General features: G+C 49.2%; 34 protein-coding genes and 1 pseudogene. 14 read left to right on the top strand and 21 right to left on the bottom strand.

Features of this window, described 5'->3' with window-relative positions; translation table 11 throughout:
* Positions 1-4 precede the first annotated feature (4 nt).
* The 5 genes from FZP57_RS02675 (at position 5) to FZP57_RS02655 (ending at position 3,684) form a co-directional block, all read left to right on the top strand.
* On the top strand, positions 5-1,225 hold the full coding sequence (locus FZP57_RS02675; RefSeq protein WP_074358649.1) for an HD domain-containing protein: 1,221 nt from the start codon (positions 5-7) through the stop codon (positions 1,223-1,225).
* Positions 1,226-1,347: 122 nt separating this feature from the next.
* Positions 1,348-1,935, top strand: a complete 588-nt coding sequence (locus FZP57_RS02670; protein ID WP_074358648.1) for a UbiX family flavin prenyltransferase — start codon at positions 1,348-1,350, stop codon at positions 1,933-1,935.
* Positions 1,932-2,489: a precorrin-6Y C5,15-methyltransferase (decarboxylating) subunit CbiT gene (cbiT, locus tag FZP57_RS02665; protein WP_074358647.1), complete on the top strand. Its 558-nt coding sequence runs from the start codon at positions 1,932-1,934 to the stop codon at positions 2,487-2,489. Before FZP57_RS02670 ends, cbiT begins: the two co-directional genes overlap by 4 nt.
* 50 nt (positions 2,490-2,539) lie before the next feature.
* A complete protein-coding gene (locus tag FZP57_RS02660; protein WP_074358646.1) occupies positions 2,540-3,298 on the top strand; it encodes a hypothetical protein in 759 nt (252 codons plus the stop codon).
* A 182-nt stretch (positions 3,299-3,480) separates the two neighbouring features.
* Positions 3,481-3,684 (top strand): pseudomurein-binding repeat-containing protein, encoded by a 204-nt coding sequence (locus FZP57_RS02655; RefSeq protein ID WP_074358645.1) that lies wholly within the window; start codon positions 3,481-3,483, stop codon positions 3,682-3,684.
* Here FZP57_RS02655 and FZP57_RS02650 read toward each other — a convergent pair.
* The 14 genes and pseudogenes from FZP57_RS02650 to cbiM form a co-directional block, all read right to left on the bottom strand.
* Positions 3,674-4,228, bottom strand: a complete 555-nt coding sequence (locus FZP57_RS02650) for a molybdenum cofactor guanylyltransferase (RefSeq protein ID WP_238337969.1) — start codon at positions 4,226-4,228, stop codon at positions 3,674-3,676. The two genes, FZP57_RS02655 and FZP57_RS02650, sit on opposite strands and share 11 nt — an antisense overlap.
* 56 nt (positions 4,229-4,284) lie before the next feature.
* Positions 4,285-5,766 carry an IMP dehydrogenase gene (guaB, locus tag FZP57_RS02645; RefSeq protein WP_074359721.1) on the bottom strand — a complete coding sequence of 494 codons (1,482 nt, stop codon included), beginning with the start codon at positions 5,764-5,766 and terminating at the stop codon, positions 4,285-4,287.
* A gap of 18 nt (positions 5,767-5,784) precedes the next feature.
* Positions 5,785-6,495 carry a (5-formylfuran-3-yl)methyl phosphate synthase gene (locus FZP57_RS02640; RefSeq protein ID WP_074358643.1) on the bottom strand — a complete coding sequence of 237 codons (711 nt, stop codon included), beginning with the start codon at positions 6,493-6,495 and terminating at the stop codon, positions 5,785-5,787.
* Positions 6,496-6,597: 102 nt separating this feature from the next.
* Positions 6,598-7,791, bottom strand: a complete 1,194-nt coding sequence (locus tag FZP57_RS02635; protein ID WP_074359720.1) for an LUD domain-containing protein — start codon at positions 7,789-7,791, stop codon at positions 6,598-6,600.
* Positions 7,784-8,473, bottom strand: coding sequence for a (Fe-S)-binding protein (locus FZP57_RS02630; protein ID WP_191216414.1), 690 nt, complete (start codon positions 8,471-8,473; stop codon positions 7,784-7,786). Before FZP57_RS02630 ends, FZP57_RS02635 begins: the two co-directional genes overlap by 8 nt.
* A 103-nt stretch (positions 8,474-8,576) precedes the next feature.
* Positions 8,577-9,716: a glycosyltransferase family 4 protein gene (locus tag FZP57_RS02625; protein WP_074358641.1), complete on the bottom strand. Its 1,140-nt coding sequence runs from the start codon at positions 9,714-9,716 to the stop codon at positions 8,577-8,579.
* A 219-nt stretch (positions 9,717-9,935) separates the two neighbouring features.
* Positions 9,936-10,265: a DUF2304 domain-containing protein gene (locus FZP57_RS02620; protein WP_191216413.1), complete on the bottom strand. Its 330-nt coding sequence runs from the start codon at positions 10,263-10,265 to the stop codon at positions 9,936-9,938.
* Positions 10,266-10,964 carry a glycosyltransferase family 2 protein gene (locus FZP57_RS02615; RefSeq protein WP_074358639.1) on the bottom strand — a complete coding sequence of 233 codons (699 nt, stop codon included), beginning with the start codon at positions 10,962-10,964 and terminating at the stop codon, positions 10,266-10,268. It abuts the gene before it with no gap.
* A 20-nt stretch (positions 10,965-10,984) separates the two neighbouring features.
* Positions 10,985-11,566: a flavodoxin family protein gene (locus FZP57_RS02610; RefSeq protein ID WP_074358638.1), complete on the bottom strand. Its 582-nt coding sequence runs from the start codon at positions 11,564-11,566 to the stop codon at positions 10,985-10,987.
* A 24-nt stretch (positions 11,567-11,590) separates the two neighbouring features.
* Positions 11,591-12,049, bottom strand: coding sequence for a riboflavin synthase (gene ribC / locus FZP57_RS02605; RefSeq protein ID WP_074359719.1), 459 nt, complete (start codon positions 12,047-12,049; stop codon positions 11,591-11,593).
* Between the two features lie 15 nt (positions 12,050-12,064).
* Positions 12,065-12,897, bottom strand: a pseudogene (locus tag FZP57_RS02600) (ATP-binding cassette domain-containing protein).
* Between the two features lie 84 nt (positions 12,898-12,981).
* On the bottom strand, positions 12,982-13,749 hold the full coding sequence (gene cbiQ, locus FZP57_RS02595) for a cobalt ECF transporter T component CbiQ (protein WP_191216412.1): 768 nt from the start codon (positions 13,747-13,749) through the stop codon (positions 12,982-12,984).
* A gap of 22 nt (positions 13,750-13,771) precedes the next feature.
* Positions 13,772-14,056 (bottom strand): energy-coupling factor ABC transporter substrate-binding protein, encoded by a 285-nt coding sequence (locus FZP57_RS02590; RefSeq protein ID WP_074358635.1) that lies wholly within the window; start codon positions 14,054-14,056, stop codon positions 13,772-13,774.
* Between the two features lie 3 nt (positions 14,057-14,059).
* The gene (cbiM, locus tag FZP57_RS02585; RefSeq protein ID WP_074358634.1) at positions 14,060-14,734 is read right to left on the bottom strand and encodes a cobalt ECF transporter S component CbiM; all 675 of its coding nucleotides are present in this window, start codon (positions 14,732-14,734) and stop codon (positions 14,060-14,062) included.
* Positions 14,735-14,904: 170 nt separating this feature from the next.
* On the opposite strand from cbiM, the gene pyrF reads away from it, so the two are divergent.
* Entirely contained in the window at positions 14,905-15,555 is a 651-nt protein-coding gene (pyrF, locus tag FZP57_RS02580) for an orotidine-5'-phosphate decarboxylase (RefSeq protein WP_191216411.1), read from the top strand.
* A gap of 101 nt (positions 15,556-15,656) precedes the next feature.
* On the opposite strand, the gene FZP57_RS02575 is transcribed toward pyrF, so the two are convergent.
* The 4 genes from FZP57_RS02575 to FZP57_RS02560 form a co-directional block, all read right to left on the bottom strand.
* Entirely contained in the window at positions 15,657-16,163 is a 507-nt protein-coding gene (locus FZP57_RS02575; RefSeq protein ID WP_238337968.1) for a hypothetical protein, read from the bottom strand.
* Between the two features lie 45 nt (positions 16,164-16,208).
* The gene (locus FZP57_RS02570; protein WP_074358631.1) at positions 16,209-17,129 is read right to left on the bottom strand and encodes a deoxyhypusine synthase; all 921 of its coding nucleotides are present in this window, start codon (positions 17,127-17,129) and stop codon (positions 16,209-16,211) included.
* 120 nt (positions 17,130-17,249) lie between these two features.
* Positions 17,250-18,131 (bottom strand): CBS domain-containing protein, encoded by an 882-nt coding sequence (locus FZP57_RS02565; RefSeq protein ID WP_074358630.1) that lies wholly within the window; start codon positions 18,129-18,131, stop codon positions 17,250-17,252.
* A gap of 86 nt (positions 18,132-18,217) precedes the next feature.
* Complete coding sequence (locus FZP57_RS02560; protein WP_074359718.1) at positions 18,218-18,403, bottom strand: hypothetical protein; 186 nt, start codon at positions 18,401-18,403, stop codon at positions 18,218-18,220.
* 117 nt (positions 18,404-18,520) lie between these two features.
* On the opposite strand from FZP57_RS02560, the gene FZP57_RS02555 reads away from it, so the two are divergent.
* From FZP57_RS02555 to FZP57_RS02545, 3 genes are all read left to right on the top strand, one after another.
* A complete protein-coding gene (locus FZP57_RS02555; protein ID WP_238337967.1) occupies positions 18,521-19,531 on the top strand; it encodes a B12-binding domain-containing protein in 1,011 nt (336 codons plus the stop codon).
* Between the two features lie 101 nt (positions 19,532-19,632).
* Positions 19,633-20,697 (top strand): sensor histidine kinase, encoded by a 1,065-nt coding sequence (locus FZP57_RS02550; RefSeq protein ID WP_191216408.1) that lies wholly within the window; start codon positions 19,633-19,635, stop codon positions 20,695-20,697.
* Positions 20,698-20,783: 86 nt separating this feature from the next.
* Positions 20,784-21,248 carry an NUDIX domain-containing protein gene (locus tag FZP57_RS02545; protein ID WP_191216407.1) on the top strand — a complete coding sequence of 155 codons (465 nt, stop codon included), beginning with the start codon at positions 20,784-20,786 and terminating at the stop codon, positions 21,246-21,248.
* 1 nt (position 21,249) lies between these two features.
* On the opposite strand, the gene FZP57_RS02540 is transcribed toward FZP57_RS02545, so the two are convergent.
* Positions 21,250-21,474 (bottom strand): TIGR04165 family Cys-rich peptide, encoded by a 225-nt coding sequence (locus FZP57_RS02540; RefSeq protein ID WP_191216406.1) that lies wholly within the window; start codon positions 21,472-21,474, stop codon positions 21,250-21,252.
* Positions 21,475-21,559: 85 nt separating this feature from the next.
* Between FZP57_RS02540 and FZP57_RS02535 the strand changes: the two genes are divergently transcribed.
* Positions 21,560-22,069, top strand: coding sequence for a nitroreductase family protein (locus tag FZP57_RS02535; RefSeq protein WP_191216405.1), 510 nt, complete (start codon positions 21,560-21,562; stop codon positions 22,067-22,069).
* A 165-nt stretch (positions 22,070-22,234) separates the two neighbouring features.
* Positions 22,235-23,224 (top strand): ATP phosphoribosyltransferase, encoded by a 990-nt coding sequence (locus FZP57_RS02530; protein ID WP_074358625.1) that lies wholly within the window; start codon positions 22,235-22,237, stop codon positions 23,222-23,224.
* Here the strand turns inward: FZP57_RS02530 and FZP57_RS02525 are convergent, their stop codons facing one another.
* Positions 23,225-23,488, bottom strand: a complete 264-nt coding sequence (locus tag FZP57_RS02525) for a hypothetical protein (protein WP_191216623.1) — start codon at positions 23,486-23,488, stop codon at positions 23,225-23,227.
* Between the two features lie 173 nt (positions 23,489-23,661).
* Here FZP57_RS02525 and FZP57_RS09335 point away from each other — a divergent pair, with 173 nt between their 5' ends.
* The 3 genes from FZP57_RS09335 (at position 23,662) to FZP57_RS09325 (ending at position 24,521) form a co-directional block, all read left to right on the top strand.
* Positions 23,662-23,991 (top strand): hypothetical protein, encoded by a 330-nt coding sequence (locus tag FZP57_RS09335; protein WP_238337966.1) that lies wholly within the window; start codon positions 23,662-23,664, stop codon positions 23,989-23,991.
* An 81-nt stretch (positions 23,992-24,072) separates the two neighbouring features.
* The gene (locus tag FZP57_RS09330) at positions 24,073-24,303 is read left to right on the top strand and encodes a hypothetical protein (RefSeq protein ID WP_238337965.1); all 231 of its coding nucleotides are present in this window, start codon (positions 24,073-24,075) and stop codon (positions 24,301-24,303) included.
* A gap of 125 nt (positions 24,304-24,428) precedes the next feature.
* Entirely contained in the window at positions 24,429-24,521 is a 93-nt protein-coding gene (locus tag FZP57_RS09325) for a hypothetical protein (protein ID WP_074359716.1), read from the top strand.
* Between the two features lie 178 nt (positions 24,522-24,699).
* Here the strand turns inward: FZP57_RS09325 and FZP57_RS02515 are convergent, their stop codons facing one another.
* Entirely contained in the window at positions 24,700-25,443 is a 744-nt protein-coding gene (locus FZP57_RS02515) for a SagB/ThcOx family dehydrogenase (RefSeq protein WP_074358622.1), read from the bottom strand.
* Between the last annotated feature and the right edge of the window lie 45 nt (positions 25,444-25,488).

Raw genomic sequence — 25,488 nt, 5'->3', positions numbered from 1 at the left:
TCTGATGAAGTTCATAAGGGACAGTGTCCACGGCAACCTGAAGCTCAGTGAATTCGAGGTCAGGGTTGTGGATACACCCCAGATTCAGCGGCTCAGAAGGATAAAGCAGCTGGGATTCACCAGCCTCATCTACCCTGGAGCCAACCATTCAAGGTTCGAACACTCCATAGGTGCCATGTACCTTGCATCAAGGCTTGGAGAGCACCTTGGCCTCAGTGAGGAGAAGACTGGTATTCTGAGGCTGTGCGCCCTTCTCCATGACGCCGGCCACGGTCCATTCTCACATGTATCCGAGGGTGTACTTGAGAGGTCCCATGAGAGCCTGACCCTTGAACTTGTAGGGGAATCAGAGCTCTCAGATATAATATCTGAGGAATACGACCCTGCCCAGGTGATGAGCATACTCAGGGGTGAGGGTGTCCTTGGTCAGGCCATCAATGGAGAGCTTGATGTGGACCGGATGGACTATCTCCTCCGGGACTCCCATTACACGGGTGTGGCCTACGGTATAATAGACGTTGAACGACTGATATACAATATGAAGATGGAGAACGACCTTGTCCTTGACAGGAAGGGTGTTCAGGCTGCGGAGTCAGCTCTGCTTGCAAGGTACTTCATGTATCCCAGCGTCTACCAGCACCACACCACAAGGATCGTTAACTCAATGTTCAGAAGGTGCCTCAGGAAGCTCATAGACCAGAAGGAGCTGGACGCATCAAGGATCTACATCTATGATGACATGGACCTCATAGTGATGTGCAGGAACCATGAAGGATTCATAGGGGACATGATGAGGAGGCTGGACAACAGGGACCTCCTCAAGATGGTTGAATCCGTTAAACTGAATGAACTCGAGGACCCCCACCGTGTCTTCAAAATCACGGAAACCGAGATAAAGAGGGCTGAAGAGGAAATCGCAGAGGACATGGACCTGGACCCTGACTATGTTATCGTGAACCTTCCCAAGTACCCTGCCTTTGATGAGATGAGGACCCAGGTATCTGTGGGGGACTCCATAGTCAACCTGAGCCACATATCAAGCCTTGTAGGGGCCCTGAAGGAGGCCCGGTTCAACCATGCAGATATCTGCGTCTACGTGCCAGGGGAAAATGTGGATTCATTCAGGGACTTCAGCCTCCATGACTACATGGACCTTCCTGAAAGAAGACCCTCCCATCCAAGACAGCTTCGCCTGACGGTCCCGGATTACCTTAAATTCAGGTGATGATGCATTATGGAGGGTTCCCCTTCAAATCAAAAAAAGTCGGGAAAATGTCCCTGTAAACATGTGGTGAAGGTCACGGCGGGCGGGGAAGGTGAAGGTTAAACATTAAGGTAGTGATATGGATGATAATAGTTGCCATGACAGGAGCAAGCGGCGTTATTTACGGTGAAAGGATCCTTAGGGCCCTCAGGGACCTCGACCAGAAGGTTGGCCTTATGATAACAGACACCGCCAGGGAAATAATCCGCTATGAACTTGGTAAGGAACCTGAGAGCCTTGAAGAGTTGGCTGATGAATGCTTCGATGCTGATGACTTCACATCCCCGGTTAACAGCGGCTCATCACCCTTCAGGGCCATGGTGATAGCTCCCTGCACAATGAAGACCCTCTCATCCATTGCAAACGGCTATGCAGGGAACGCCCTCACCAGGGCCGCCGATGTATGCCTCAAGGAGAGGAGGAAACTGGTGGTTGTGCCAAGGGAAACACCCCTCAGGAGCGTTCACCTTGAAAATATGCTGAAGATTTCAATGGAGGGCGGTATAATCCTCCCTGCAATGCCTGGATTCTATCACAGACCAGCATCCATTGAAGAGGTGGCTGACTTCATAGCAGGGAAGGTCCTTGATGTCCTTGGAATAGAGAACCAGCTATTCAGGAGATGGACCGGTGACATTGATCAGAGGAAGCCTGAAGGTGATATGAGTTGATACCCGATGATGAGTTCATCAGGGACCCCCATGTCCCTGGACCCACAAAACTTGAGGTCAGATGCCTTGTAATGTGCCTTGCCGGTCTCAGGGGCCATGAGGTTGCGGTTGATGTTGGATGCGGAACAGGCGGGATAACCCTTGAACTTGCAGAGCGCGCCTCAAGGGTCTATGCAATTGACAGGGACCCCAGGGCCATCAGCATCACAGGAAGGAACCTTGAGAAACACGGACTCGGCGACAATGTCAGTTTAATGAACCTTGATGCTGTCGAGGCCCTTGAGGGCCTTGGGGAAATTGACCTTGCAGTCATAGGCGGGAATGGAGGGGAACTCAGGAGGATACTTGAACTTGCATCCGAGAGGCTCAGGGACGGTGGACGGATCATTGTAACCGCCATACTACTTGAGACAAAGTACGAAGCGTTAAGGTGCCTCAGGGACCTTGGATTCGAGGTGGGGATCACGGAGGTCAGTGTCTCCAGGGGCCGGATGCTTGATAGGGGAACCATGATGGTGGCCCAGAACCCCATCTCAATAATATACACCCTGTGAAAACCGGAATCATGTCCCTATTAAAGTGATAAATACTCAATGGTGATCCTATGGGAAAGCTGAACTGGAAGGTTAAACTCTCTGCACTCCTAATACTTGTTTCGGCCTCAATCTACCTCATAATATACCTGATCTTTCATAAACCCGAAACAGAACTTTTCTACATCGGCATAGACCTTGCATTCGTACCCCTTGAGATACTGATTGTTGTCATCGTGGTTGAAGCCGCAATATCCTCAAGGGAGCTTGCAGAAAGACTTGAGAAACTGAACATGGTTATAGGCGCATTCTTCAGTGAACTTGGAACAGAATTCCTCAGGGAGGTGTCCGGATATGAATCCATGAGCGGAAGAATCGCATCCATACTCAGGATAGACACTTCATGGGAGAGCAGGGACTTCAGGGAACTGGGTTCCAGGATAGCTGACATGGAGTTCAGATTCAAGCTTGGCTCACCTGAAACCATCAAACTCATGGAGTACCTTAAAGAATTCCTTATATCCCGGAGAGGATTCCTTCTCGGCCTCCTTGAGAACCCCAACCTCCTTGAACATGAGAGTTTCACGGATATGCTCTGGGCTGTCTTCCATCTTATGGAGGAACTGGAAGCAAGGGATGATCTTTTAGGTCTTCTTCCGGATACAGATTACCAGCACCTTGCAGGTGACCTTACCAGGGCGTACTCTGGGGTTGTCAGTGAATGGGTGAGGTACATGGAACACCTCAGTGAAAACTATCCATACCTCTTTTCCCTTGCAGTCAGGAAAAACCCCTTCAACCCCCGGGTGAAGGTTGAAATAACAGAGTGAAACCCACATAAACCCTTACCCCACCAAGGAAAGGGGCTTGAGGTCAGCTGATGGTCCATGGAACCCCAGGATTCTTCATAAATAAATTAAAAATTTTAATATTGACATTAACTGAAAACAAAATCGTATAACTTATATATTAGGAGAAAGAGATTATAGAAAAACTCCAATGGTTGGTATCCATGGATCGTTTGACCCTTGAGCAGTATAGGGAAATGGTTAATGAGATAATTGAATTTAAGAACATATACGGGTCTCTTCCCGACTATGCGCTTGTTGATGGAAATAAAATTCATAAAGAAAACTACATCGACATGATTGAGCGCGTTAACAAATTTGTTCTTGAAATGGGAAGAAATCCACGCACAGTAGACATCAGATCCTGAGATCCTCCGGACGGTTGAAGTTCCTGAAACTTTCAAGGGACGGATCCAGTCTGATGGCCGGTACAGGGCAGGAGTTCACGGATTCAATGAGCTCCCCTACCCTCCTTTTATTTCTGGATAAGAGTAGCCTTATGTCTCCCCTGAGACTCCTTGAGTAAACCGCGTGGAGTGGTTCCAGCCTCCCCCCATTTTCAGGTACTATCACATCACACGAAGACCCCATCTCAGAGAAAACAACCTTCATGTTAACCAGGAATTCCCCTGTAATAAGGGGAGAGTCACAGGGTACAAAGAGGGCTGCCATGGTTGAGATGTTCTCAAGTCCCGTAAGTATACCCCCGAGGGGTCCGAGGCCAGGGACCTCATCAGTAAGCAGGCGGATGGATGGATCAAGGATATCGGCATACATTCCCATCTGGTCTTCATCACGGAATACTGCAAGGACCTCCTGGAAGTGTTCCATGAGCCCCCATGAGATCCTTACTATGAATGGTTCTCCCTCAATTTCAAGGAGGCCCTTCTCGGCACCCATCCTCCTTCCCATACCCCCACAGAGGATTACTGCAGATTCAAGTTCAGGTCCCGTCATGAAAAAGAGAATTATTTTAGTGTTGGATAGTTCGGGCTCTCATTGGTTATGAGAAGGTCGTGGGGGTGGCTCTCCTTGATACCGCTTGAGGTTATCCTGACAAGCCTTGCCTTCTCCTTCATCTCATAAAGGTTCGCTGCGCCGCAGTATCCCATGGATGCCCTGAGACCTCCTATAAGCTGGAACAGCACCTCATTCACCGTGCCCCTGTAGGGTACAACACCCTCAACACCCTCAGGGACGACCTTGGTGTGCTTCATGTGCCCCCTGGGTTCCTGGAAGTACCTGTCTGTACCGGCACCTATGCCCCCGGTCATTGCACCCAGGGACCCCATTCCACGGTACTGTTTATATTTACGGCCGTTCATGACAACCACATCCCCCGGGGCCTCATAGGTACCTGCAAGGAGGTTGCCGAGCATCACACAGTCTGCGCCAACTGCTATGGCCTTTGCTATGTCACCGGAGTACCTTATCCCTCCGTCCGCTATTACAGGGACATCGTACTCTGCTGCAACATCAGCAACCTCGGCGATGGCTGTGAGCTGGGGCACTCCCACCCCTGCGATTATCCTTGTGGTGCACATTGAACCGGGACCTATGCCCACCTTGAGGCCGTCAACGTCCTGTGCGATGAGGTCCTCGGCGGCCTCTGCAGTTGCAATGTTACCCACTATGAGGTCTGCGTCTATCTCCCTCTTCATTTTCCCGGCATTCTTAACAAGGTTCATGTTGTGTCCATGGGCGCTGTCAATGGCCAGTATGTCGGCGCCTGCCTCATCAAGGGCCCGGGCCCTTTCAAGGTCAAAGGGTCCTGTTGCAGCCGCAACCCGGAGGTAGCCCTCAGGGTCCCTTGAGGCGTTGGGGTACCTTTTCCTTTCAAGGATGTCCTTCATCGTCAGGATACCCACTATCCGGCCGTCCTTGACAACAGGCAGTCTTTCAACCTTGTTCTCATATGCAATGTCAAGGGCCTCTGAAGGGGTTATTGATTCATCCACAGTCACAACGTCCCTTGTCATGACCTGGTCGACCTTCCTGTCTGCATCTGAGTTGAATATCGGCTCAATGTCCCTCCGGCTTATGATTCCTATGACCATTCCATCCTCAACCACCGGAAGTCCGCTTATCTCCTCCTGATCCATTATCTCATGGGCTTCCCTCAGGGTTGAATCAGGGGAGATGGTTATAACGTCCCTTATGGTAAGTTCCCCTGATCTTTTAACCTTCTTAACCTGTTCAACCTGGTCCCTTATGCTCATATTCCTGTGGATGACCCCGATACCCCCCTCCTGTGCCATGGCTGTGGCCATCTCGTACTCAGTGACCGTGTCCATGGCGGAGCTTATGATGGGTATCTTGAGTTCAATGTTCCTTGAGACCCTGCCGCCGGTTTCAACGTCCTTTGGTTCCACATATGATGCCTGGGGAAGAAGGAGGAAATCATCAAATGTGTAACCGGTTTCTGCTTCCTTTAATTTTTTCAGATACATGCTACCCTCCCACATAATTCAGAGGCTGTTTATAAGCTCCTTAAGTTCCCTTACAGCGTCCCTGTGAATCCTGCCTGTGTTACGGTCTCCGCCGACGCATGCAGCCCCCCTGATACCAACAACATCGCATCCAATCTCCTTCAGGGGCTTCAGGTGCTCCCTTCCAACCGAACCTGCAAGGGCTGATTTCAGGCCATGTTCAGATGCCATTGAAACGAATGATTCAAGTTTATCCATGTCCATGAAATCAAAGAGTGTTTTACCATCCTTAACTGCAGTGTCAAGCATTGCAAGGTCGGCTCCGGAGTCAGCCGCCACTCCTGGTATCTCCATGGGATCAACTGCACCGACACGGTGGGCGTCTGCATATCCTGCCGCAACGACTATCGCGTCTGATTCATCCTTCACGGTCCTCACAACGTTCTTCATGACATGCACCGCCTCATCATAGTTCCTTGTACCGTAAAGGCCCACCTTTATGTAGTCTGCCCCTGATACAAGGGCACCCATGGCTGCAAGTGAAACCGTCCCTGGCTTGTAGGGTACATCACCCAGGGTTGCGCTTACCAGCATGTTATCAGGGGTCATTTCACGGACCTCCCTTATCACCCATGGGAAGTTAGCCCCCAGGGAGCCCTCGGATGGGTTCTTAACATCAACTATGTCTGCACCGCCTTCTATGGCTTCAAATGCCTCTTCAGTGTTAATTGGACTTATCAATAGAAGCAATTCAATAACCTCCTGGTAAAAATTATGGAATGATATTCCCGAGAAACCATGACATGATAATTTTTATTTTATTTAATGGAGCACCCTTTTATATCTTTCTTTTCAGAGGGGTGAACCCCTTTTCCTGATCCTCTCAGCTATCTCCCTGTGGGCCCTCCTGCTTAATCCCTTCCTCTGACACTCGGCCCTCACCATCTCAACCAGATCGGCCGTTGGCAGTGACACCGGACATTTCTCGCTGCAGAGCCTGCAGAGGGTGCACATGTAGAGCCCTGACTCCACAGCACCCTCCCCATCATCAAGGTAACGCCTGAGCACGGCACCCCTACCTCCAAGGTATCCCCTGTACCCGAAGCGGTTCCCGACTGACCCGTAGACGGGACAGCTGACTATGCAGCTGCCGCAGCCAATGCAGAGGAGTGACTCGGCCGGTGCAGATGACCTCCCGTTATCGAGGGCTATTGCAACAACCCTGTCCGGGCCATACATTCCCCTTATGAGCATTTTTTCTATATCCGCAGTTTTGGATGGCCCTGAGATTACATTTATGTAGGATGGGACCCTGGTACCTGTTGCATAGACCGTTTCAAGTTTCACAACCGATACGGCATCCTCAAGGGTGGGTACCAGCCTGTCAATCCCGAAGACCATGATGTGGGTGTCCATCAGTGAGAGTCTTCCAATGTTCCCCTCGTTATGCACGATGACCGCTGACCCGTCATATGCCGCAACCGAGTTGGCTCCTGTGATACCGGTACTGCAGGATTCAAGCCGTCTGAGGACATCTGATTTAACCGCTGCCATTATCTCAAGGGGATCATCAGCCACATGGACCCCCATCTTCTCCCTTACAATCCCTGCTATTTCACCGGTGCTGAGGTGGAGGGCTGGTCCCACAGGGTGCGCGGGTCTGCTTTCCCCTGCCAGCTGCAGTATACGGTCCCCCAGGTCTGTTTCAACAACCTCCATCCCCCTATCCCTCAGGTGCCCTGAGAGTCCTATCTCTGAGAGTGCGTTTGATTTTGACTTTGCAACAGCATCCTCACCCGCCACGATCCCTGATATCAAGCTACATGCCTCATCAGCATCCGCTGCAAGGTGAAACTCAACACCATTTTCAGTGAAGGTCTTCCTGGCAGTCCTCAAGAGTTTATCCATATTCCTGACAGATTCCTCCCTGATTCTGGTGACCCTGTCCCTGAGTTCCTGGATTTCAGGTTCATCAAGGAGTTTGAGGCGTCTTTCATCAAGTTTCCTGAAGGACTTCTTCATCTGGATTATGCTGTCCTCATTCATTTCCATGCCTCCCCCTAAGGGCCCTTTCCATGAGTTCTGTTATGTCAAGGACCTCGACTGTGTCTGATTCAAGGTTGAGTCTGCAGAAGGGGCATGCCGTGCACAGTACATCCGCACCTGTCTCCTTGGCCTCCTTAAGGCGCTCAGAAGCCACCTTATCTGATATTTCCGGGTGGGCTGACCTCACACCTCCACCGGCACCGCAGCACCTTGAATCCGCCCCATGGTTCTCCATCTCAACAAGTTCAGCGAATTTACCTATAAGTTCCCTTGGGGCCGATGTCTCTCCTGTGTGCCTTGAGAGGTGGTAGGGGTCATGGTAGGTTACCCTGATGTTGATTTTATTCAGATCCAGTCTCCCCGATTCAATGAGTTCCAGGAGGAGCTGTGAGATATGCTTCACCCTTACAGTGTACCCCTCCCTGGCGTAGTCTGTCTTAATGGTCCTGTAACATCCGGCGCATGAGACAACAACTTCACTGTCGCCGAGCTTTGCTGCGGTATCATCCATCTGTCTCCGGGCCTCTTCAAGGAATCCTGTTCTAAGTAGAACAGAACCGCAGCATGTTTCATCATCAAGTACCCTGTAATCAACCCCGGCCTCCCTGAGGAGTGATTCTGTGGCATCCGAGATGCTTTTAAGTTTCTCCCTTGCAAGACATCCCCTGAAATAGATTAGCATTCCCATTCTCCTTCCATTCTACCTGTTAAACATTGATTTAATCTAGAACCACATGGCACCTCATCCACTCAAGCAAACATTCATCATGAACGGGGCACTGCACCTATTCATTCCCTTTATGGTGGGTGACCTCCATGAGGATTTCCTCAAGTTTTTCTCCTATGGCGTCTGCACTGTATCCACTGAAAACCTCAGCCCCCTCTGAGCTGAGTCTTGAGCGGAGCTTACTGTCTGAGAGCAGGAGTTTGAGTTTATCCCTGAGGTCCCTCCAGTCAGAGGGCCTGAAAAAGAGGCCTCCCCTTCCCTGACTTGCCTCCACCACGGGGGGTATCTCTGCAGCAAGGAAGGGTGTGCCGCAGCCCATGGCCTCAACAACCACTATCCCGAATCCCTCAACAACGCTCGGAAGGCAGAAGACCCATGACTCTGCAACAACCCTCAGGACATCCTCGTGTCTCTCAACAAATCCCAGGAACTCCACGTTCTCATCCGCACCCTCCTGGAGTGCAAGTTTCCTGAGGCTCTCCTCAAGGGGTCCTGTACCGATTATCCTGCACCTTATATCTGGGAATTCATCCCTGAGATCTGCAACCGCCCTTATAAGGTCCTGTATCCTCTTATACTCCACAAGCCTGGAGACGCAGGAGACCGAGGGGCCGGGTGTCCTTTCAACCTTCGGGGCCCTGAAGTCCACCATGTTGTGGACAGTTGACACCCTCTGCCAGGGGTACCTTTCAAGGACCTTCCCTGCCGTGTACCCTGACACCGTGATTATCCTGTCAAATCTTCTTGTGAGGGTGTACCTTTCAAGTACCTCACCCAGGATCCCGGATAATCCAATGTTCTTTATCCATTCACCGAGCCAGACGTCATGGTAGCGTGCAACCGCGGCGGCATTCCTCCTCTCTGCTATCCACCATGCGACGGGGTGGGTTATGAAGTTGTAGCCTATAACCACGTCAGGGTCCAGTTTAAGACCCCTCCTCAGGGCTGAAGCCATGAATCTGAGCCTCCCTGTGATGGAGCCCGCCTGGACGTATCTCCTTTCGGGTCCGCACACCATTACCTGCATGTTCCCTGCTGTGTAGTCCCCGGGGTTTTCAGGTGTTCTTGATGTCAGGACCGTGACCTCATGTTTCTCGGATAGCATCCTGGCCTCATTGTAGGCGCATGCCTCGGCCCCTCCCCTGATATCAAGGTCCTCGCCACCTGGAAAGTACTCTGTTACAATGCATATCCTCATCCAAACCACCTGAATAGATGGAGTTCCTGTATCTTGATGGAATATTCCCATTTACACTCTGGAGAGGATCAAGTATGCTCCCTGTCTTGATGGAATCCATCATCATCTGAACTAATCAAGTATGTATCCGTATCCACAGAACCCTTATCCATCCACTTCAAGGGGGAGCCGGCTCCGTCTGAAGGACAGGATTCCAGTGTGCCTCCAATCTGTGAACATTCAATCATCTCTCTTATCCCTCAGAGCTATCTCATGGACCAGTTCAGTTATCTCCTGCCTCAGGGCCTCTATCATAAGGTAAATTCTGAATAGAAGGTAGTATGATCCAAGTATACCTGCTATGAGGAGGAAGTCGAGTCCCCTTCCAATTCCAAGGAGATTGGCTATCTTCGTCGATGATGCAGGGTTCAGGGAGAAGAATATCATTGAGAACCAGAGGATCAGCCAGAGCAGAAGGCCCCCAGGTGATGTCCTGGCCTCCCTGAACCTTATAAGTGATATTATTATGCCAGCTATCCCTACAACTATTCCAATAACCTGATATATCATTTAAATCCTCCTGAAGAGATCCAGGACGAGCTTAAGGAGTATCCGGATCCCCACAGATGTGTTAGTACCCTTGGCTATGGTTTCAGGCGTGTATATCGTTTTTATGTTCACCTCTAACATTTTAAGGTTCTTCCTGCCTATTTCACCGATTATCTCAGAGGAGACACCGTAACCCACATTTCTTATATCAAGGAGGGATGCTGCCTTCCTGGTGAATGCCCTCAGCCCTGACTGTGAATCCGAGACCCTGCAGCCATAGAAGATGAGGGTGAGGATGTTCATGATGGCGTTACCCATCCTCCTTGATACCGGCATCTCACTGAAGTCCCTGCTGCCTATAACAACGTCTGCTCTGCCATCAAGAAGCGGCTCCAGAACACCACTGATGTCGTCGGGGTCGTGCTGTCCATCGGCATCAAATGTTACGATGTAGTCGGCCCCCTCAAGGAGAGCCGCCTTTATACCGGTCCTGAGGGCTGCTCCAAGCCCCACATTTATAATGTGAGTGTAGACCGACACCTCCCTGCTTCTGGAGGATATCCGCCCCAGTATCTCAGGTGTTGAGTCCCTTGAGCCATCATCAACCACAAGGACCCTGTAGCCCCTTTCAAGGAGGGATCCGACAACACCTTCAACCGTCTCCTCCTCATTGTATGCGGGTACAACAACCATTACCTTCCTGGCCACATCATCATCCATGGAATTCCCTTGAAGTAAGTTCATTTCATCTTCATTGCAACTGATGCCACCTTTCTTCCAAGATTACCTGCTGTTTCAAGGCCCTGGGCGTCCTTCTCCGTATCTCCCCTGGCTCCGCCGACACCTGTTCCGCCGTAGTGTGCGGTTGGGGCGGTATCACCCACCACAACCGCCTCGTGGATCAGGAAGAAGTTGTGGATGTCGTTGCATGCTGTCTCCTGTCCACCGTTCCTTGAACCCCCGACGGTGACCGCCCCTCCAACCTTGTCTGAGAGCCTGAAGCCACTCCTGAGGGGTCTTGTGCGGTCCATGAACATCTTTGTCTGGGCAGTAACCGAACCGAAGTATACAGGGCTTCCTATGATTATACCGTCTGCAGATGCAGCCCTTTCAATCACATCATTGAGGTCATCGTCAATGGCGCATTCACCGGTCTTCTTGCATGAATCACATGCCCTGCACGGGTTTATATCAAGTCCCGCAAGCCTTATAAGTTCAGTTTCAGCACCACAGTCTTCTGCAGCCCTTAGTGCCTCCCTTAGAAGTATCTCGGTGTTACCGTTTTTCCTCGGGCTTCCACAGATCCCTACAACCTTAACCATATTCATTACCTCCATAAGCTGATATTAGAGTGGACCCACGTCCGGTTTGCCCTCACGCATACCCATACCCGCCTGTCTGGTCATCTTCTCAGGTTTGAACAGCATCATGATGAGGTTCTGGGCATGCTCCCTTGCCCTGTTATCTGCAAGGGCCTTGAGCTCCTCGGGGTCCTCCTCCTCATCTTCATGTACAAAGACCTCAAGTATATGTCTGTTTGTCATGAGCTGTGCCTGTATAAGGCCTGTTGATGCTTCATGGGCGCATATCTTGTCCTTCTCTTCCGGTCCCGGCATCCCCAGGGCCATTACAATCTCACACCCCTCCTCCTCTATCAGTTTCTTGCATGCAACAGGAAGGTCCTTTATCCCGGGGACGGTCCTCCTTATTATCTTTATACCTGTCGTGTGCTTCTTAAGTTCATCGATTGCAGCGCCACCCATATCGTACCTTGCGAATGTGGTGTCACATATACCCACCCTTATCATGGTATCACCTCTCTACCTCAACCTTTCACGGAGCTTCCTCCGGGCCTCACCGATCGTGAGGGGATAGTCACCGAACTGGATGTCGTCCTCCTTCTGGAGTATCTCAATGAGGTGTGCTATCCGTGGGAGGCGGAGGTCCGCGCCCCTTACCGTCTCTATGTCCGAGAAGACACTGTGGGGTGTGCCCTCACTGATTATCTCACCATTACTTATTACATATACCCTGTCAGCATACAATGGTGTCATGTCAACGTCATGGGTTGATATTATTATGGTCATCCCTGCATCGTTGAGTTCATGGAGAAGTCTCAGTATCTGTGATGCCCCCGGGGGTCAAGGCCGGAGGTTGGCTCATCAAGGACCATTATCTCAGGTTCCATTGCAAGTATGCAGGCTATTGCAACCCTCTTCTTCTCACCGCCGCTGAGGTGGTGTGGGGGCCGGTCCTCATATCCGGCCATACCAACCCTCTCAAGGGATTCCCTGACCCTTCTTTCCACCTCATCCTCAGGGAGCCCCATGTTCAGGGGTCCGAAGGCAACGTCTTCAGCAACCCTTGGTGCGAATAACTGGTCATCAGGGTTCTGGAATACTATCCCCACCTTCTGACGGACCCTTGAAAGTCCTGATTTGCTGTAGTCGATCTCCTCACCATCCACCACCACCTTACCGGAGGTTGGTCTCAGTATCCCGTTGAAGTGAAGGAAAAGTGTTGATTTACCGGCGCCGTTGGGGCCAAGGAGGGCTATCATTTCCCCCTTCTCTGCATGGAAGTTTATTCCCCTGAGGGCCTCTGTGCCATCCGGATAGGTGTATGTGATGTCCACTGCCTCGATAATCCTCATGTTCACACCGTCATCATTGTTGGATTAACTATTGAGTTACTCTAATTTAAGTGTGCAGCACCATGGTGCATCAGAAGAAAAAGTTCAGAAGATGGTTAACCTTGAGGTTAAGATTACGCCAAGAACCAGGAGTCCGTCGAAGAGTAGAAGAAGGGCCAGTTCCCCTGGACTTGTGGATGTCTGTTTCCCCATGGAAGGGAGGTTTCCCTGGTAGCACCTTGACTCCATGGACCTGTAGAGTGCCTCGCCACGGAGCCATGACCTTATAAAGAGGTTCCCTGCAAGCAGCCCAAGGGACCTGTAGGAGTTCCTGATGCCGCTGTATCCGAGTCTGGTGTCCTGGGCATGGTATATTACAGACGCCTCCTCAAGGAATATGAATACTGACCTGTACATGAGGAGGGCTATCTCGGTGAATGCCCTGGGGACCCTTAGTCTTTCAAGTTCCTGGAAGATCTCATTGAGGGGTGTTGTGAGGGCAAGGAATGCGAGGCAGGTGAAACCCCCCATTATCCGTGAGAATACCAGTAAACCTGTGTTCAGACCATCACTGTAGACTTTAATACCCATCAGGCTCCAGACGGGGTTAACACCGAAGAATAAAGCCATGAGTATCAGTGTGAGCAGTCCGAAGCCTGCCGGGACTGCTGCGAATTTCAGGTAGTAAGCTGGAGGGATGTCTGCAAGTAGGAGGATGATGAGGGTCATGAGGACTGCGACAGTAAATGGGATCAGCGGAGTGGGTGATGCCAGGGATATTATCATGGTGATGAGGGCCAGGGCCATTTTAAAGGCTGGGCTGGTGTTTCTGAGTCCGTTGGTATGTGCATAGTAATCCACAGAGACGTTCATGTGCATGTCCCCATAAAATGTTTTATTCGGAGGCTCCGCGCCCCCTGTAGTATCCGAAAACGTACCCTATTATGAGTGCTCCGATGGCTGCCTGGACAGCGAAGAGGAGACTCTCTATCTCACCGCTTGGAGGTTCCCATATAGGTTCAAACCATGGTTCATAGCCTGTTTCGGCTATGGCGTCACCTGCACTGTCATCCGCACCTCCAAAGTAGCCCTCCTCCTCGCCAAGGCCGCTGTAGATTATGAGGGGGAGTACGCTTATTATAACAACAGCAAGGATCATCACTAAGTGTCTCTTCTCCATTTTTCAGGCCTCCTGTCCTGGTGATGGTTTCCCTATTAACTGGAGTTTCTCCATGATGTCGGGTTTGAGCTTAAGTATGTTCTCGAATATGACAACCGTCAGGAGTCCCTCTGCAACTGCCAGGGGGAGCTGTGTGTAGGCGAATATCACCATGAACTTCATCAGGGCCTCTGAGAAGCCAGGGATCGGGAATGCCATGGCCAGCTGAACCGAGGTTGTGACGTAGGTCATGATGTCCCCGAGGAACGCTGCGAGGAAAACAGCAACCGAGGATGAAAGGCCCTTACCTGCCAGCCTGTAGATGCCCCATGCAAACACTGGGCCGACGATACCCATTGAGAAGACGTTTGCCCCCAGGGTTGTGAGTCCGCCGTGGGCAAGGAGAACAGCCTGGAATATAAGTACGATGAGTGCCATTACAGATGTGACTGCGGGTCCAAAGAGCACCGCCCCGAGACCGTTACCCGTGGGGTGTGAGCAGCTCCCTGTTACCGATGGTAGTTTAAGGGATGATAGTACAAACATGAATGCACCGCTCACTGCAAGGAGTGGTTTTGCCTCTGGATTCTCATCCGAAATCCTGATTATCCTCATGATACCGTAGATTATAACCGGTGCTGAGATAAGATACCAGAAGAGGCACCACTGCCATGGTAGAAATCCTTCCATGATATGCAATTTATCACCTTCTTGAATCCTGTTAAAGTAAAATTTAATATCTCAGTATATAATATTTTCTATTAATTCTGATGTTAATTAAAGGTTTCTTGAGAGCCGGTGTCCCTGAAAGAAGGAACTCCCAGAGTAGTTAAAACACTTAATAGAGGGGACATCCAATAATTCACATCATGGATGTTAAAAACAGGATTATACTGGCAATGGACCTTATGGACCTTGATGAAGCACTGAGGGTCGCCGAGGATGTTTCAGGTTACATCAACACCATCAAGATCGGCTACCCCCTTGTCCTGTCAGAGGGTCCGGATGTAATGGGTGCCTTCAGGGAGAACTTTGACTGCAGGATAATAGCTGATTTTAAGGTTGCGGATATTCCAGAGACCAATGAGAAGATATGCGCTGCAACATTCAGGGCAGGGGCCGATGCAATCATAGTCCATGGATTCACGGGACCTGACAGCGTGACATCCTGCATGCAGGTTGCGGATGAAATGGGAGGGGATATCTTCCTCCTTACCGAGATGTCCCATCCAGGCGCCGAGATGTTCATACAGGGTGCCGCGGATGATATTGCAAGGATGGGGGTTGATCTGGGCATCAGAAACTTCGTGGGACCCTCAACAAGGATAAAACGTCTTTCAAGGCTGAGGGAGATAATAGGTGATGACTCCTTCCTGATATCTCCTGGTGTGGGTGCCCAGGGCGGTGACCCGGCAGAAACACTTGAATTCGCAGATGCCATAATCGTTGGAAGATCAATTTACCTTGCAGATAACCCTGAAGCCGCTGTTAAAGGGATAATAAAATCAATAAAGGGTTGAACATCCCCCATTTCCCAACCTGACCTTTTCCTTCATGAAGGGACCGCCCATAATGACAGAATGCCTTTATCTGCAGCTTCAAAAGTACCTGTTAAAGGAACCTAAGACCCTTTATGGATGCTGATCCTGCCTGCAAGTTCATAGGCTGCCTCAAAGAGCAGGAAGAATATAAATGTTTCGGGTCTGAAGCCCGTGCCCGCAGCCATCCCGCCCAGGGATAGAAGAGCAAGGATGGCTACCGCAATTTTAAGTGAAAATCTGTATCCAAAGAATATTCTGAAAAAGGATCCCCTGCTGTAGATTCTAGGGTTGTCGTTTCCATATTCATCGATGTATGCTGCTGCCGTGCACACGGCAAACCCTGGAAGCCAGAGACCTGGAAGACCGCCAGCTACAATAACCGAGATGAAGACCATCGCCGCGAGGATGTGGCTCGGACAGTCTATCTTGAGTGAGAGAAGAGTTCCCATGAATATCCCGAGGAACAGGGAGGCTGCGTCAGGGTCATTGAGTGCCAGGACCCCCACTGAAAGACCGCAGAGGCCCCCTGCCATTAGGCCCTGGAGTCGCTTCCCTGAAACATCCTCTGAGTCATCAGCGGTTTTCATCAGAAATCCTGAAACAGGATAGAGGATCCAGTACATACAATCACATCATAATTCTGCACGGGAGAGGGCCCCTGTAAGTATCAGAGGGAAGAGTGCCGTTGCATCACCTATCACGGTTACAAGGTTTGATCCTGCCCTGGCCTTTGCCCATGACTTTGCCTCCTCAAGGGGGGCCCCGCTGAGGCTTCCTGTTTCACTCCGGTCCATGGTTATCTGGACCGCGGCATCAACACCGCCCCTCAGGATGGTGGATGCCAGGGTGTAGTGCTTTGGGAGGCCCCCGCCAAGTATAACCGCACCTATCCTCTCTGAGCTGAAGACAAGGTCTGAGAGGCTGTGCATGTCCCTGACAGCGTCAAGGCACACCCTGTTATCCTGGGTGTACATCCAGAGCTGAAGTCCCAGCATGCTGTCAATGAGTCCCGGGGCATAGACAGGGACCCCCCTCTGATGGGCTGTTGCTATTATCGATTCATCATCGGATATGTAACCCCCGATTTCATGTAGCAGTTCCTGGATGGAGAGGTGGGGCTTTGAGCTGAATATACATGAGAATATTTCCTGTATATTTGATTCAAAGACTTCAAAGTCCTCTGACCTTGTATATACATCACCTATACGTCCTATTCCCTCTTCATGGAGCCTTTCATCATCAAAACCGCGGCCCCTGTAGTGTGCACCCCCGAAGGCCTCCAGGAGGTCATGAGTTATGTTGGCCCCGCTTGTGATGAGGGCGCTGATTATGCCCTGATCTATCATGTCCCTTATGATGCTCCTCATACCTCCAGGGACAAGGGGTCCTGCGACGCTCATGAATATGGCCATTTCATCGTCAAGGATCATCCTCTCAAGCAGCCGGGTTGCCCTGTAGACCCTGCCAGCGCCCAGGACACCTGAACGGCCCATCTCCGCTATAAGGTCAGTTATCTTCATTTCTGGTGTAATCTTCATGTGATTAACCTTCAAAATAAACACTCCTCAATTATATGATGGAATAAGCAGAATTCATGGGGCCTGAACTATCATCAGCCCCGTCATAGGATATGGTTTTAGGGTTTATAAACCTTGTATCAGATCCCTGAAAAATCAGTCAAGTCCTGCAATACTATCCAGGATGTCTGTGCGTGTTATGATTCCTGCAGGTCTCCCCTCCTTATCAGTGACAATAAGGCGGCCGATTTTATGCTTGTTCATGACCTCTATTGCATCGGATATCATCATCTCGGGTTCCACGGTTATAATGTTCTTTGACATTATCTCGGATACCTTCAGTTCCTCTTTATCCTCTGCTATGGATGATGTTATATCACTGAGGGTGACTATACCCATAACCCGGCCTTCCTCAACTATCGGCGCCCCCTCTATTCCAAGGGATGAGAGTTTTGCTGCGGCCTCCTTTACCGTCATGTCAGGGTCAAGGGTTATAAGGTCCTCTGTTGCAACTTCCTTGACTGTCCTTTTGGGTATGCTCCTTATTGCGGTGGTGTCAAGGAGTATTATGTTGTCCATGTCATCCCTTCCAACCACGACGCCGTCAACAACGAGTTTGTTGACTGGTGTGGGGCCTATCCTTACCCTGTCACCGAGATCAAGTTTTCTTATGCTCCCCACCAGTTTTATGGCGGCCTCGCATTCACCGGGATCAGGTATGCTGGTGAACTCTATCTTTGCCACAGAAAGATCATCTATCCTCTCACCACCCCTGTATATCGGTACGGCTGTTTCCCTGCCTGTAGATGAGATGTTGAGGTGATGGTAGGCCTTTATGGTGGGTTTGTATCCGCCCCTGGGCCCTGGAACCCCCTTTACCAGTCCAAGGCTGCGCAGGGACTGCATCTGATTTCTTATTGTCCCTGGGTTGCGGTTCATTATCGCGGCTATCTCCTCCCCCTTTATGGACTTTCCGCCTGAGTTCCTGTAGAGGTTGATGAGTGTCTGGAGTATCTCCTTCTGAACAGAGGTAAGCATTCTAACACCTGAATCTATTATGAATAATAATTATAATTTATTATTAATATGTTTTTTTATCATAGACACCTGATTCTGATAATCTGTTAATCTTCATCAAGTTTTTTGTCCCTCCTGAAGTATATGCAGTGAGAAGGGTTTCCCGGACCCCTTGGATGCCTGCAGTACATCTTAACCTCCATGGTATCCTCAAGAACAGCCTCACATCGATAAACACATTCCGGACATTCACTGGTCGTTGATATTATTCTGTATCCTTCCATTGACTTCATAATGATCCTCTTAAGAAAGATAACCATTTTATTTACATTCCATCCTAATATATATTGGGGGTGTACTGTTGGCTGATAATCTAAAAATCCGGGGCACGATAAATTGGGGGAATGCAGGTGTCTATCAGGAAAAAACAGGAAAGTATAGCATCAATGGTCTACAGTGACCTTAAGGAAAAAGGTCTGGCCAGGGAGGAGGATAAAGAAATCTGCATGCAGGACATAAGGTACCATCTCCAGTATCTTGACGAGGCCGTTAAAAATTCAAGTCCCGCACTCTTCAATGACTATGTGCTCTGGGCTGATATACTTCTATCAAACCTTGGACTCCCAGAAGAATGCCTGAAAGGCTCCCTGCAGAGCATCAGGAATGCAATACTGGCCCTTGATCCTGAATCCGCAGAACCCGCATCGGAATATATTGAAGAATCCCTTAAAATCCTTGAAATGGAGCGCTTGTCAGAGAGTTGCATTACCGAGCAGCCCCTGAAGGAACTTGCAGAGAAGTACCTTGAACTTGTCCTCAGCACAGAGGCGGGGAAAGCCAGAGAGCTCATACTTTCATCCCTTGATTCCGGTGTGAAGGTCCATGACATCTACCGCTATGTTTTTGAACCGGTACAGCATGAGATCGGAAGGCTCTGGCAGATAAATCATATCTCGGTTGCCCATGAACACTACTGTACATCTGTGACACAGATGATCATGTCAGAACTCTACCCATATATCTACAGGGCTTCCGAGAGGAAAGACCTGAAGCTTCTTGCCACCTGTGTAAACAATGAGCTTCATGAAATTGGAATAAGGATGGTTAGTGACTTCTTTGAGATGAATGGCTGGGACTCTGTTTATCTTGGATCAAACACGCCCCCCAATGACATAACGGGGATGGTAAGTGAAACAGAACCTGAAGTCCTGGCAATTTCCGCAACAATGACATTCAACATAGGCCATGTGAAGGAAATAATAGATAAGGTAAGGGAACTTGATCCGGAACCGGCTGTAATGGTAGGAGGCTATCCCTTCAACATCGACACTTCCCTCTGGAAAAAGGTTGGTGCCGATATGCATGCAGTTAACGCATCAGGAGCAGTGAAGGTGGCTGAGGAGTTCCTAGAAGTCGGATGAGATTCCAGGTTCAGAAAAAATGGTTAAAACGGGTGCTCTAATCACGAGACCCCTTAAACCCTTGGTTATGCTATGCGCCGGTTAAAAAAAAGGTGAGATCTATGGTAGATGTTAAAGGACTTTTCCTGATCATGGACCATGGCGGCATCATTGAGAAAATTGTAAACTATGGGGTAAATATTCCGCTGCAAAGGGGCTCTTTTCTTAATATACTTGACACTGCATGTCATGAAAAGGCCTCAAGATTTATAAATGAGATCAGAAATAAAAAAGCGGCCTATGACTGGGAAATGAACTTGAAAAACCTTGAAATGTATCATTTTTCCGGTTTCAGTGACGGAGAAAGGATTTATGTTGCTGGTTCGCCTGAAAGGGAGGGTATGATAAAGATATACCGTGCAGTTGAGATTGATGCGCCGTGGAGGGGTGGTTTAACGCCCTCAAAAAAGGCAGATGTCAATATTGAACTTTTCAATGAACTCACAAGACTGAACAATGAGCTTTCAGCAGCACGAAGAGAACTCTTAAAGAAGAATACTGAACTTGAAAGGACCCTTAAAGAAAAGGAAATGCTTCTGAGGGAAATAAATCACAGGGTCAAGAACAACCTCATGATCATATCAAGCCTCCTGAACCTGCAGTCAAGGTATGTGAAGGATCTTGATGATCTCATGCTCTTCAAGGAGGCCCAGGCAAAGGCCAGATCCATGGCCCTCCTCCATGAGAGACTCTACCGTTCAGGAAAACATAAGAGAGTTGAATTCGGAGAGTACCTCCGGGGACTTTTAAAGGACCTCTATTACAGCTTCACTCATGAAAAGAAGCTTAAGCTTGAAACTCATATAGATGATGCTGAACTTGATATAAACACCGTTGTTCCGCTGGTCCTTATATTGAATGAACTATTCACAAATGCTGTGAAACATGCTTTTCCAGGTGAATCTGAGGGAACGGTGAGCGTATCATTTAAGAGGATGAATGGAACCTACAGGCTTGAATTTAAGGATGATGGTGTTGGGCTGCCGGAAGGTTTTGACTGGGAGACCTCATCGACAATGGGGATGCGGATCATAAAGAGCCTCGCAGAACAGTTAAACGCTAATTTAAACGTTAAATCTGATAACGGGACCTGCTTCTCCATTGAATTCAGGGACTGGAAATGTTGAGTATCTTCCACGTTCAGGAGCCGCATGAAAAATAAATTAATATGAAATCATAATCTTTAGAAGATAACCCTGAAGGAACAGTTAACATGGTTGGAAGCGTTTATATAATCGCGGTCCGTGCATTGATTGAGGACAGTGAAGGGAGGATTCTCCTTATAAAAAGATCATCAAACTCCAAGACAAACCCCTCAACATGGGAACTGCCTGGAGGTAAGGTGGGTGCGGGTGAATCCATTGAGGAGGCCCTTAAAAGGGAGGTGAAGGAGGAGACAGGCCTTGAAATTACTCCCCACCAGGTTGTGGGTGTTGCTGAGCAGAAGTTCCCGGTTATAAATGCTATACACATCATAATGAGGTGCGGTGCCGGTGGAGAGGTGGAACTGAGCCATGAACATGAGGGCTTTGCATGGGTTGAGCCGGGGGACATTGGCAGTTATCAGCTGGCAGACTGGCTCAAAGATTTTATGGAGAAGAACCTGAATCAAGGAACTGTTGAAGAGGATTCAGGGCTTAAAAGAATTATTGGTTTGATGAAGGGGTTCAGGAGGTGACTCAGTCAAGGGAAACCTTCCTGACCTCTATTTTGCAGGTGCCTCCGGCACAGTACTCAAAGACGTATCCACAGTTACTGCACTTTATGGCGCCTACGATTTCCTGGTCCTCAGGTATCCCTGCTTCTTTAAGCTTCTCCTTTTTCTGCGGGTATTTAACTGTTGAAACATCCTTATCCACAGCTCCGCACTCAGGGCATGGTTTCTTCAGATCCTCGACCCTCATAACATCACCTGTTCGTATTCTATAAAACAATATGTACCTTCCATCATATAAAGGTTCACATACAGATAACACTACGGTGATAGATATGGAAGTCCTTGAAGCCATAAAGACAAGACGCAGCATAAGGAAGTACCAGGAAAGGGATGTGCCCGATGAACTCCTGCAAAGGGTCCTTGAGGCTGGGATGTGTGGACCATCAGCAGTGGACCAGCGGCCCTGGCACTTCCTGGTGGTAAGGGATAAGGAGATGCTCAGGAAGATCCCGGAGGTGCACCCCTACGGTGCAATGGTGAAGGACGCACCGGTTGCAATAATAGTATGCTGCGATACAAGGCTTGAAAGGTTCCCTGGTTTCTGGGTACAGGACTGCTCAATCGCATCACAGAACATCCTCCTTGCAGCCCACTCCCTGGGACTTGGAGCAGTATGGACAGGAGTATACCCCCTTGAGGACCGTGTTGAGGGTATAAGGAAGCTCTTCGGGATACCGGACCATGTCATCCCCTTCTCAGTAATACCCATCGGATACCCTGCAGAAGACCCGGGTAAAAGGGACCTCTTCGACCCCGACAGAATACACCATGAAAAATGGTAGTTAAACTCCAAGCTTTAGATGATCATGGAATATGATAGATAAAGAAACCTCAAATGACCCATAATGGTATCTGATATCTGCACAGATTCAGTGGTCGGCAGGTTAAAAAGGGACCGCAAGAGATTTGAAAAAGAAGTAGGATAATTCAGCACATCAGGTGAAATTATGAAGAAGATAATTCTAGGATTGCCAAAGGGTAGTTTGAATAATGTTAACAGGGGTAACACCTACAGGCTCTTCACAGACGCCGGCTATGAAGTTAAGGGATATGAGCCCGGCCGTGAGGAGAACGAGATTGAGATAACAAATGACCCCGAGATAAAGGCCTATCTTACAAGGCCCCAGAGCGCCCCCGTTGAACTGAACCGCGGGATGCTTGATATTGCAATAATAGGAGAGGACTGGGTCCGGGAAGAGTCCATAAACAGTGGTGATGAAAGCATAAAAAAGATAGGTGACCTTGACTATGGCCAGACAAGGCTCATAGTTGCCGTGCCCATGGACGACCCCTACAGTTCCCTCGAGGATTTCTTCCTGGAAAACAGGGAACGTGAAACCCCGATACTCTGCTTCACAGAGTACCCCAACCTGACAAGGGACTTCTTCATGAAGAACCCCGGCTACAGGGAGGTCTTCGGTGACAGCATCCCCGTGGTTCAGATAAGGGGACTCCGGGACGGTGACAATGAGATGGTCCAGATAATAAACTCAGACGGTGCAACCGAGGTCTACATCGCCAAGGGCGCCGACCTCATAGTGGACAACACCCAGACAGGCAGCAGCCTACGAAAGGCGGGTCTCAAGATAATAGACACCATAATGGAGTCAAGCGCAGGCCTGTATGCTGGTCCATCATGCACCGGTGAAAAACTGGAGAAAGCCAAGATGATATTCAAGCAGCTCTACGGGGCGACCAAAGCCCGGAAGTACTTTGATGTTAAGTTCAACATAGCAAACCACAGGGCCGGTGATGTGGCTGAATTCCTTGTATCTAAGGGTTACTGTTCAGACGAACCAACAGTTGTAAGTGGCAGTGAATTCTCACAGATAAACGTCCTCATAGAAAAGAACAGATTTCCTGAGATGCTCGAAGAGATAAAGGGATTCGGTGCATCGGCCATAGTCAGGGAAAACGTGAAACAGTACATAGAATAGTTAAATATGGGGTGTGGATGTGCTGAACTTACAGATCCCCACCCTCAATTGAAAATTTTTCATTAAAAGGTGTATAAAATAAAAAATTTGCTCTGAAGCCCTCTCTTTTTTGAGGATGCTGTTGAGTGACCTCAGCAGTTCAAGGTCCTCCTCAGAGTCTAAACTTGCTGTCTTGTTCTTGCTCCCACAGTGGGGACATATCTCGTTTCCATCAATCCATGGTTCACCACATATCATGCACTTCTGTTCTATCTCAGGAACCAAATTATCACCATTCCAGTAGATCAGAAAAAAATCTGGACTTAAATGTAGACCCTCATCTTATATAACATTTTCTGAAAAACTATTTTAGAATTATGAAAGATAATATCAGTTCAGCTGATAGCTTGCAGCTGAACAAAATTTTTCTTCTTGCAGCTGGTATATTAATTTTTTCAGTGGCGATAGGTGATGTCAGCGCAACGGAGATATTCCTCACCTCAGACTGCATATCCTGTAATAAAACATGTGACGTTGAAAGCCTCAACATCATAGCTGAATCCATAGAAAAACAGAGCGAGCACACTGTCAAGGTGGACCCCCTCGCCCCGAAGCCTGGTGAATGGGGAAGAGCCGTGTCCAGTGCACCTGATAATGGCGTGGCGATTTATCTTGCAGCCTCCTGTCCAGGGGCAATGATGGAGGTTGCTAAGCTTGCCAGCGTATCCTCAAAGGGCGTCATATTCATCAATACAGCAGCCTCGACCTTAAAAAAACCCTTTCATTAGAGGGCATGGGATGATAACTTCTCAAACAAGTACTTTGCAGGTATAAAGGACCCCTACAGGTTCCTTACATCTGCAGGTGTGATGATAATACAGCCCAATGTTGACTGTCCTCATGGGTCCTGGGAGGATAAGTGCCGGTTCATAGCATCTGAGATAATCAGGATACTCTACGAGAAGCCTGCAATTACATCATGCAATGGAAGGTTCTATAACACCCAGCTGATAGCATACCACAGCGTTGACCCTGCAAGGATGGCTGTGGTGGCTGATGGATATACAGGACAATCCGTTCCGGAAGAAACTGAAGAGTAGTTACTATGGCTACAGCCCCCATAAATTCCTCCTCATGGTCACAGAATATATGAACGGACCCATAAGGCCCCTGAATGTTAAAGGACCCCTTAACCCCCGTGTAAAAACCACCTTCAGGGGGTTACATCTCAAGAAAGGAATACCGAAGCATTGCAAGAAACATTAACAGTTACATGAGGAGGTATCTCAGGGCCCCCCCGCTACATAAAGCTCGGTGAAAAGGTAATGGGCTACAGGACGCTCCTCAAGATGTACTCTGGGATTGTAAAAACCCACACGTCCCATAAGAGGATGCAGCTCCCATCTTCAGTAAAAATCCAAATTCTTTATTTTCATTTTTTTAGACTGCTGAATCCCATGAGACACTATCTCCCCAAGGAAAAAATCCATTTCATGTTATACCCTGCCAACAGGGGCCATGTAGATGGCAAACTCGTCATCACCGTCAACGCCAAGGACCTCATCAAGGTACTCCTGGTCATAGGCTCCAACAGCACATGTACCCACCCCTATGGCCTCACATGCAAGGTAGAGGTTCTGGCAGACGTGACCCGCGTCCATGAGTATCACCCTGTGGGCTGCAAGGCCATACCTCCACTCCATCCGGTAGGGTACGGTGGTCCATATGAATGTGACAGCAGATTCACCCGTGAACCTCTGATGGAAGGAAGCCTCAATTATCCTCTCTGAGAGCCCTTCATCACGGTATTCAACCATCAACCTGTGTGTTGATGGGATGTACCTGTAAAGTCCCTGATCCAGTCCATCAACATTGAAGACTGCAAGGTAGGTTTCGAAGGTGTGTCTGCATCCCGCAGAAGGCACGTTCCTGAAGGCCGTGTTACCGGATACCATCCTTATCCCCTGTGTTGCCCATAGAAGGAATGAGAGTTCCTCAAGGGATACTGGGGCGTCCCTGTAGCTTCTTCTGCTCATCCTGTTCCTTATGCAGCTTACGATGTTAACGTCAATGACCTCGGCCCAGTCACGGACCGGGAGATCGATAAGCTCTGCATCGGATGGCACCGGTTTTTCAAATGGTGGTGCCTCAACACCCATGCTCTGTGGCGTCCTTGAGAAATCTATTCTTTTCCTTATACTGTCCTTGAGGAAGTAGCGGTTCCTTTCAATTTCATTCAAGTCAAGTCACCTCCAGTCAACATGCAGGGACTCTCAAATTGATCC

The organism is Methanothermobacter sp. THM-1, assembly GCF_009914355.1.
Classification (GTDB): domain Archaea; phylum Methanobacteriota; class Methanobacteria; order Methanobacteriales; family Methanothermobacteraceae; genus Methanothermobacter; species Methanothermobacter wolfei.
This window is presented reverse-complemented; position numbering and strand designations above follow the sequence as displayed.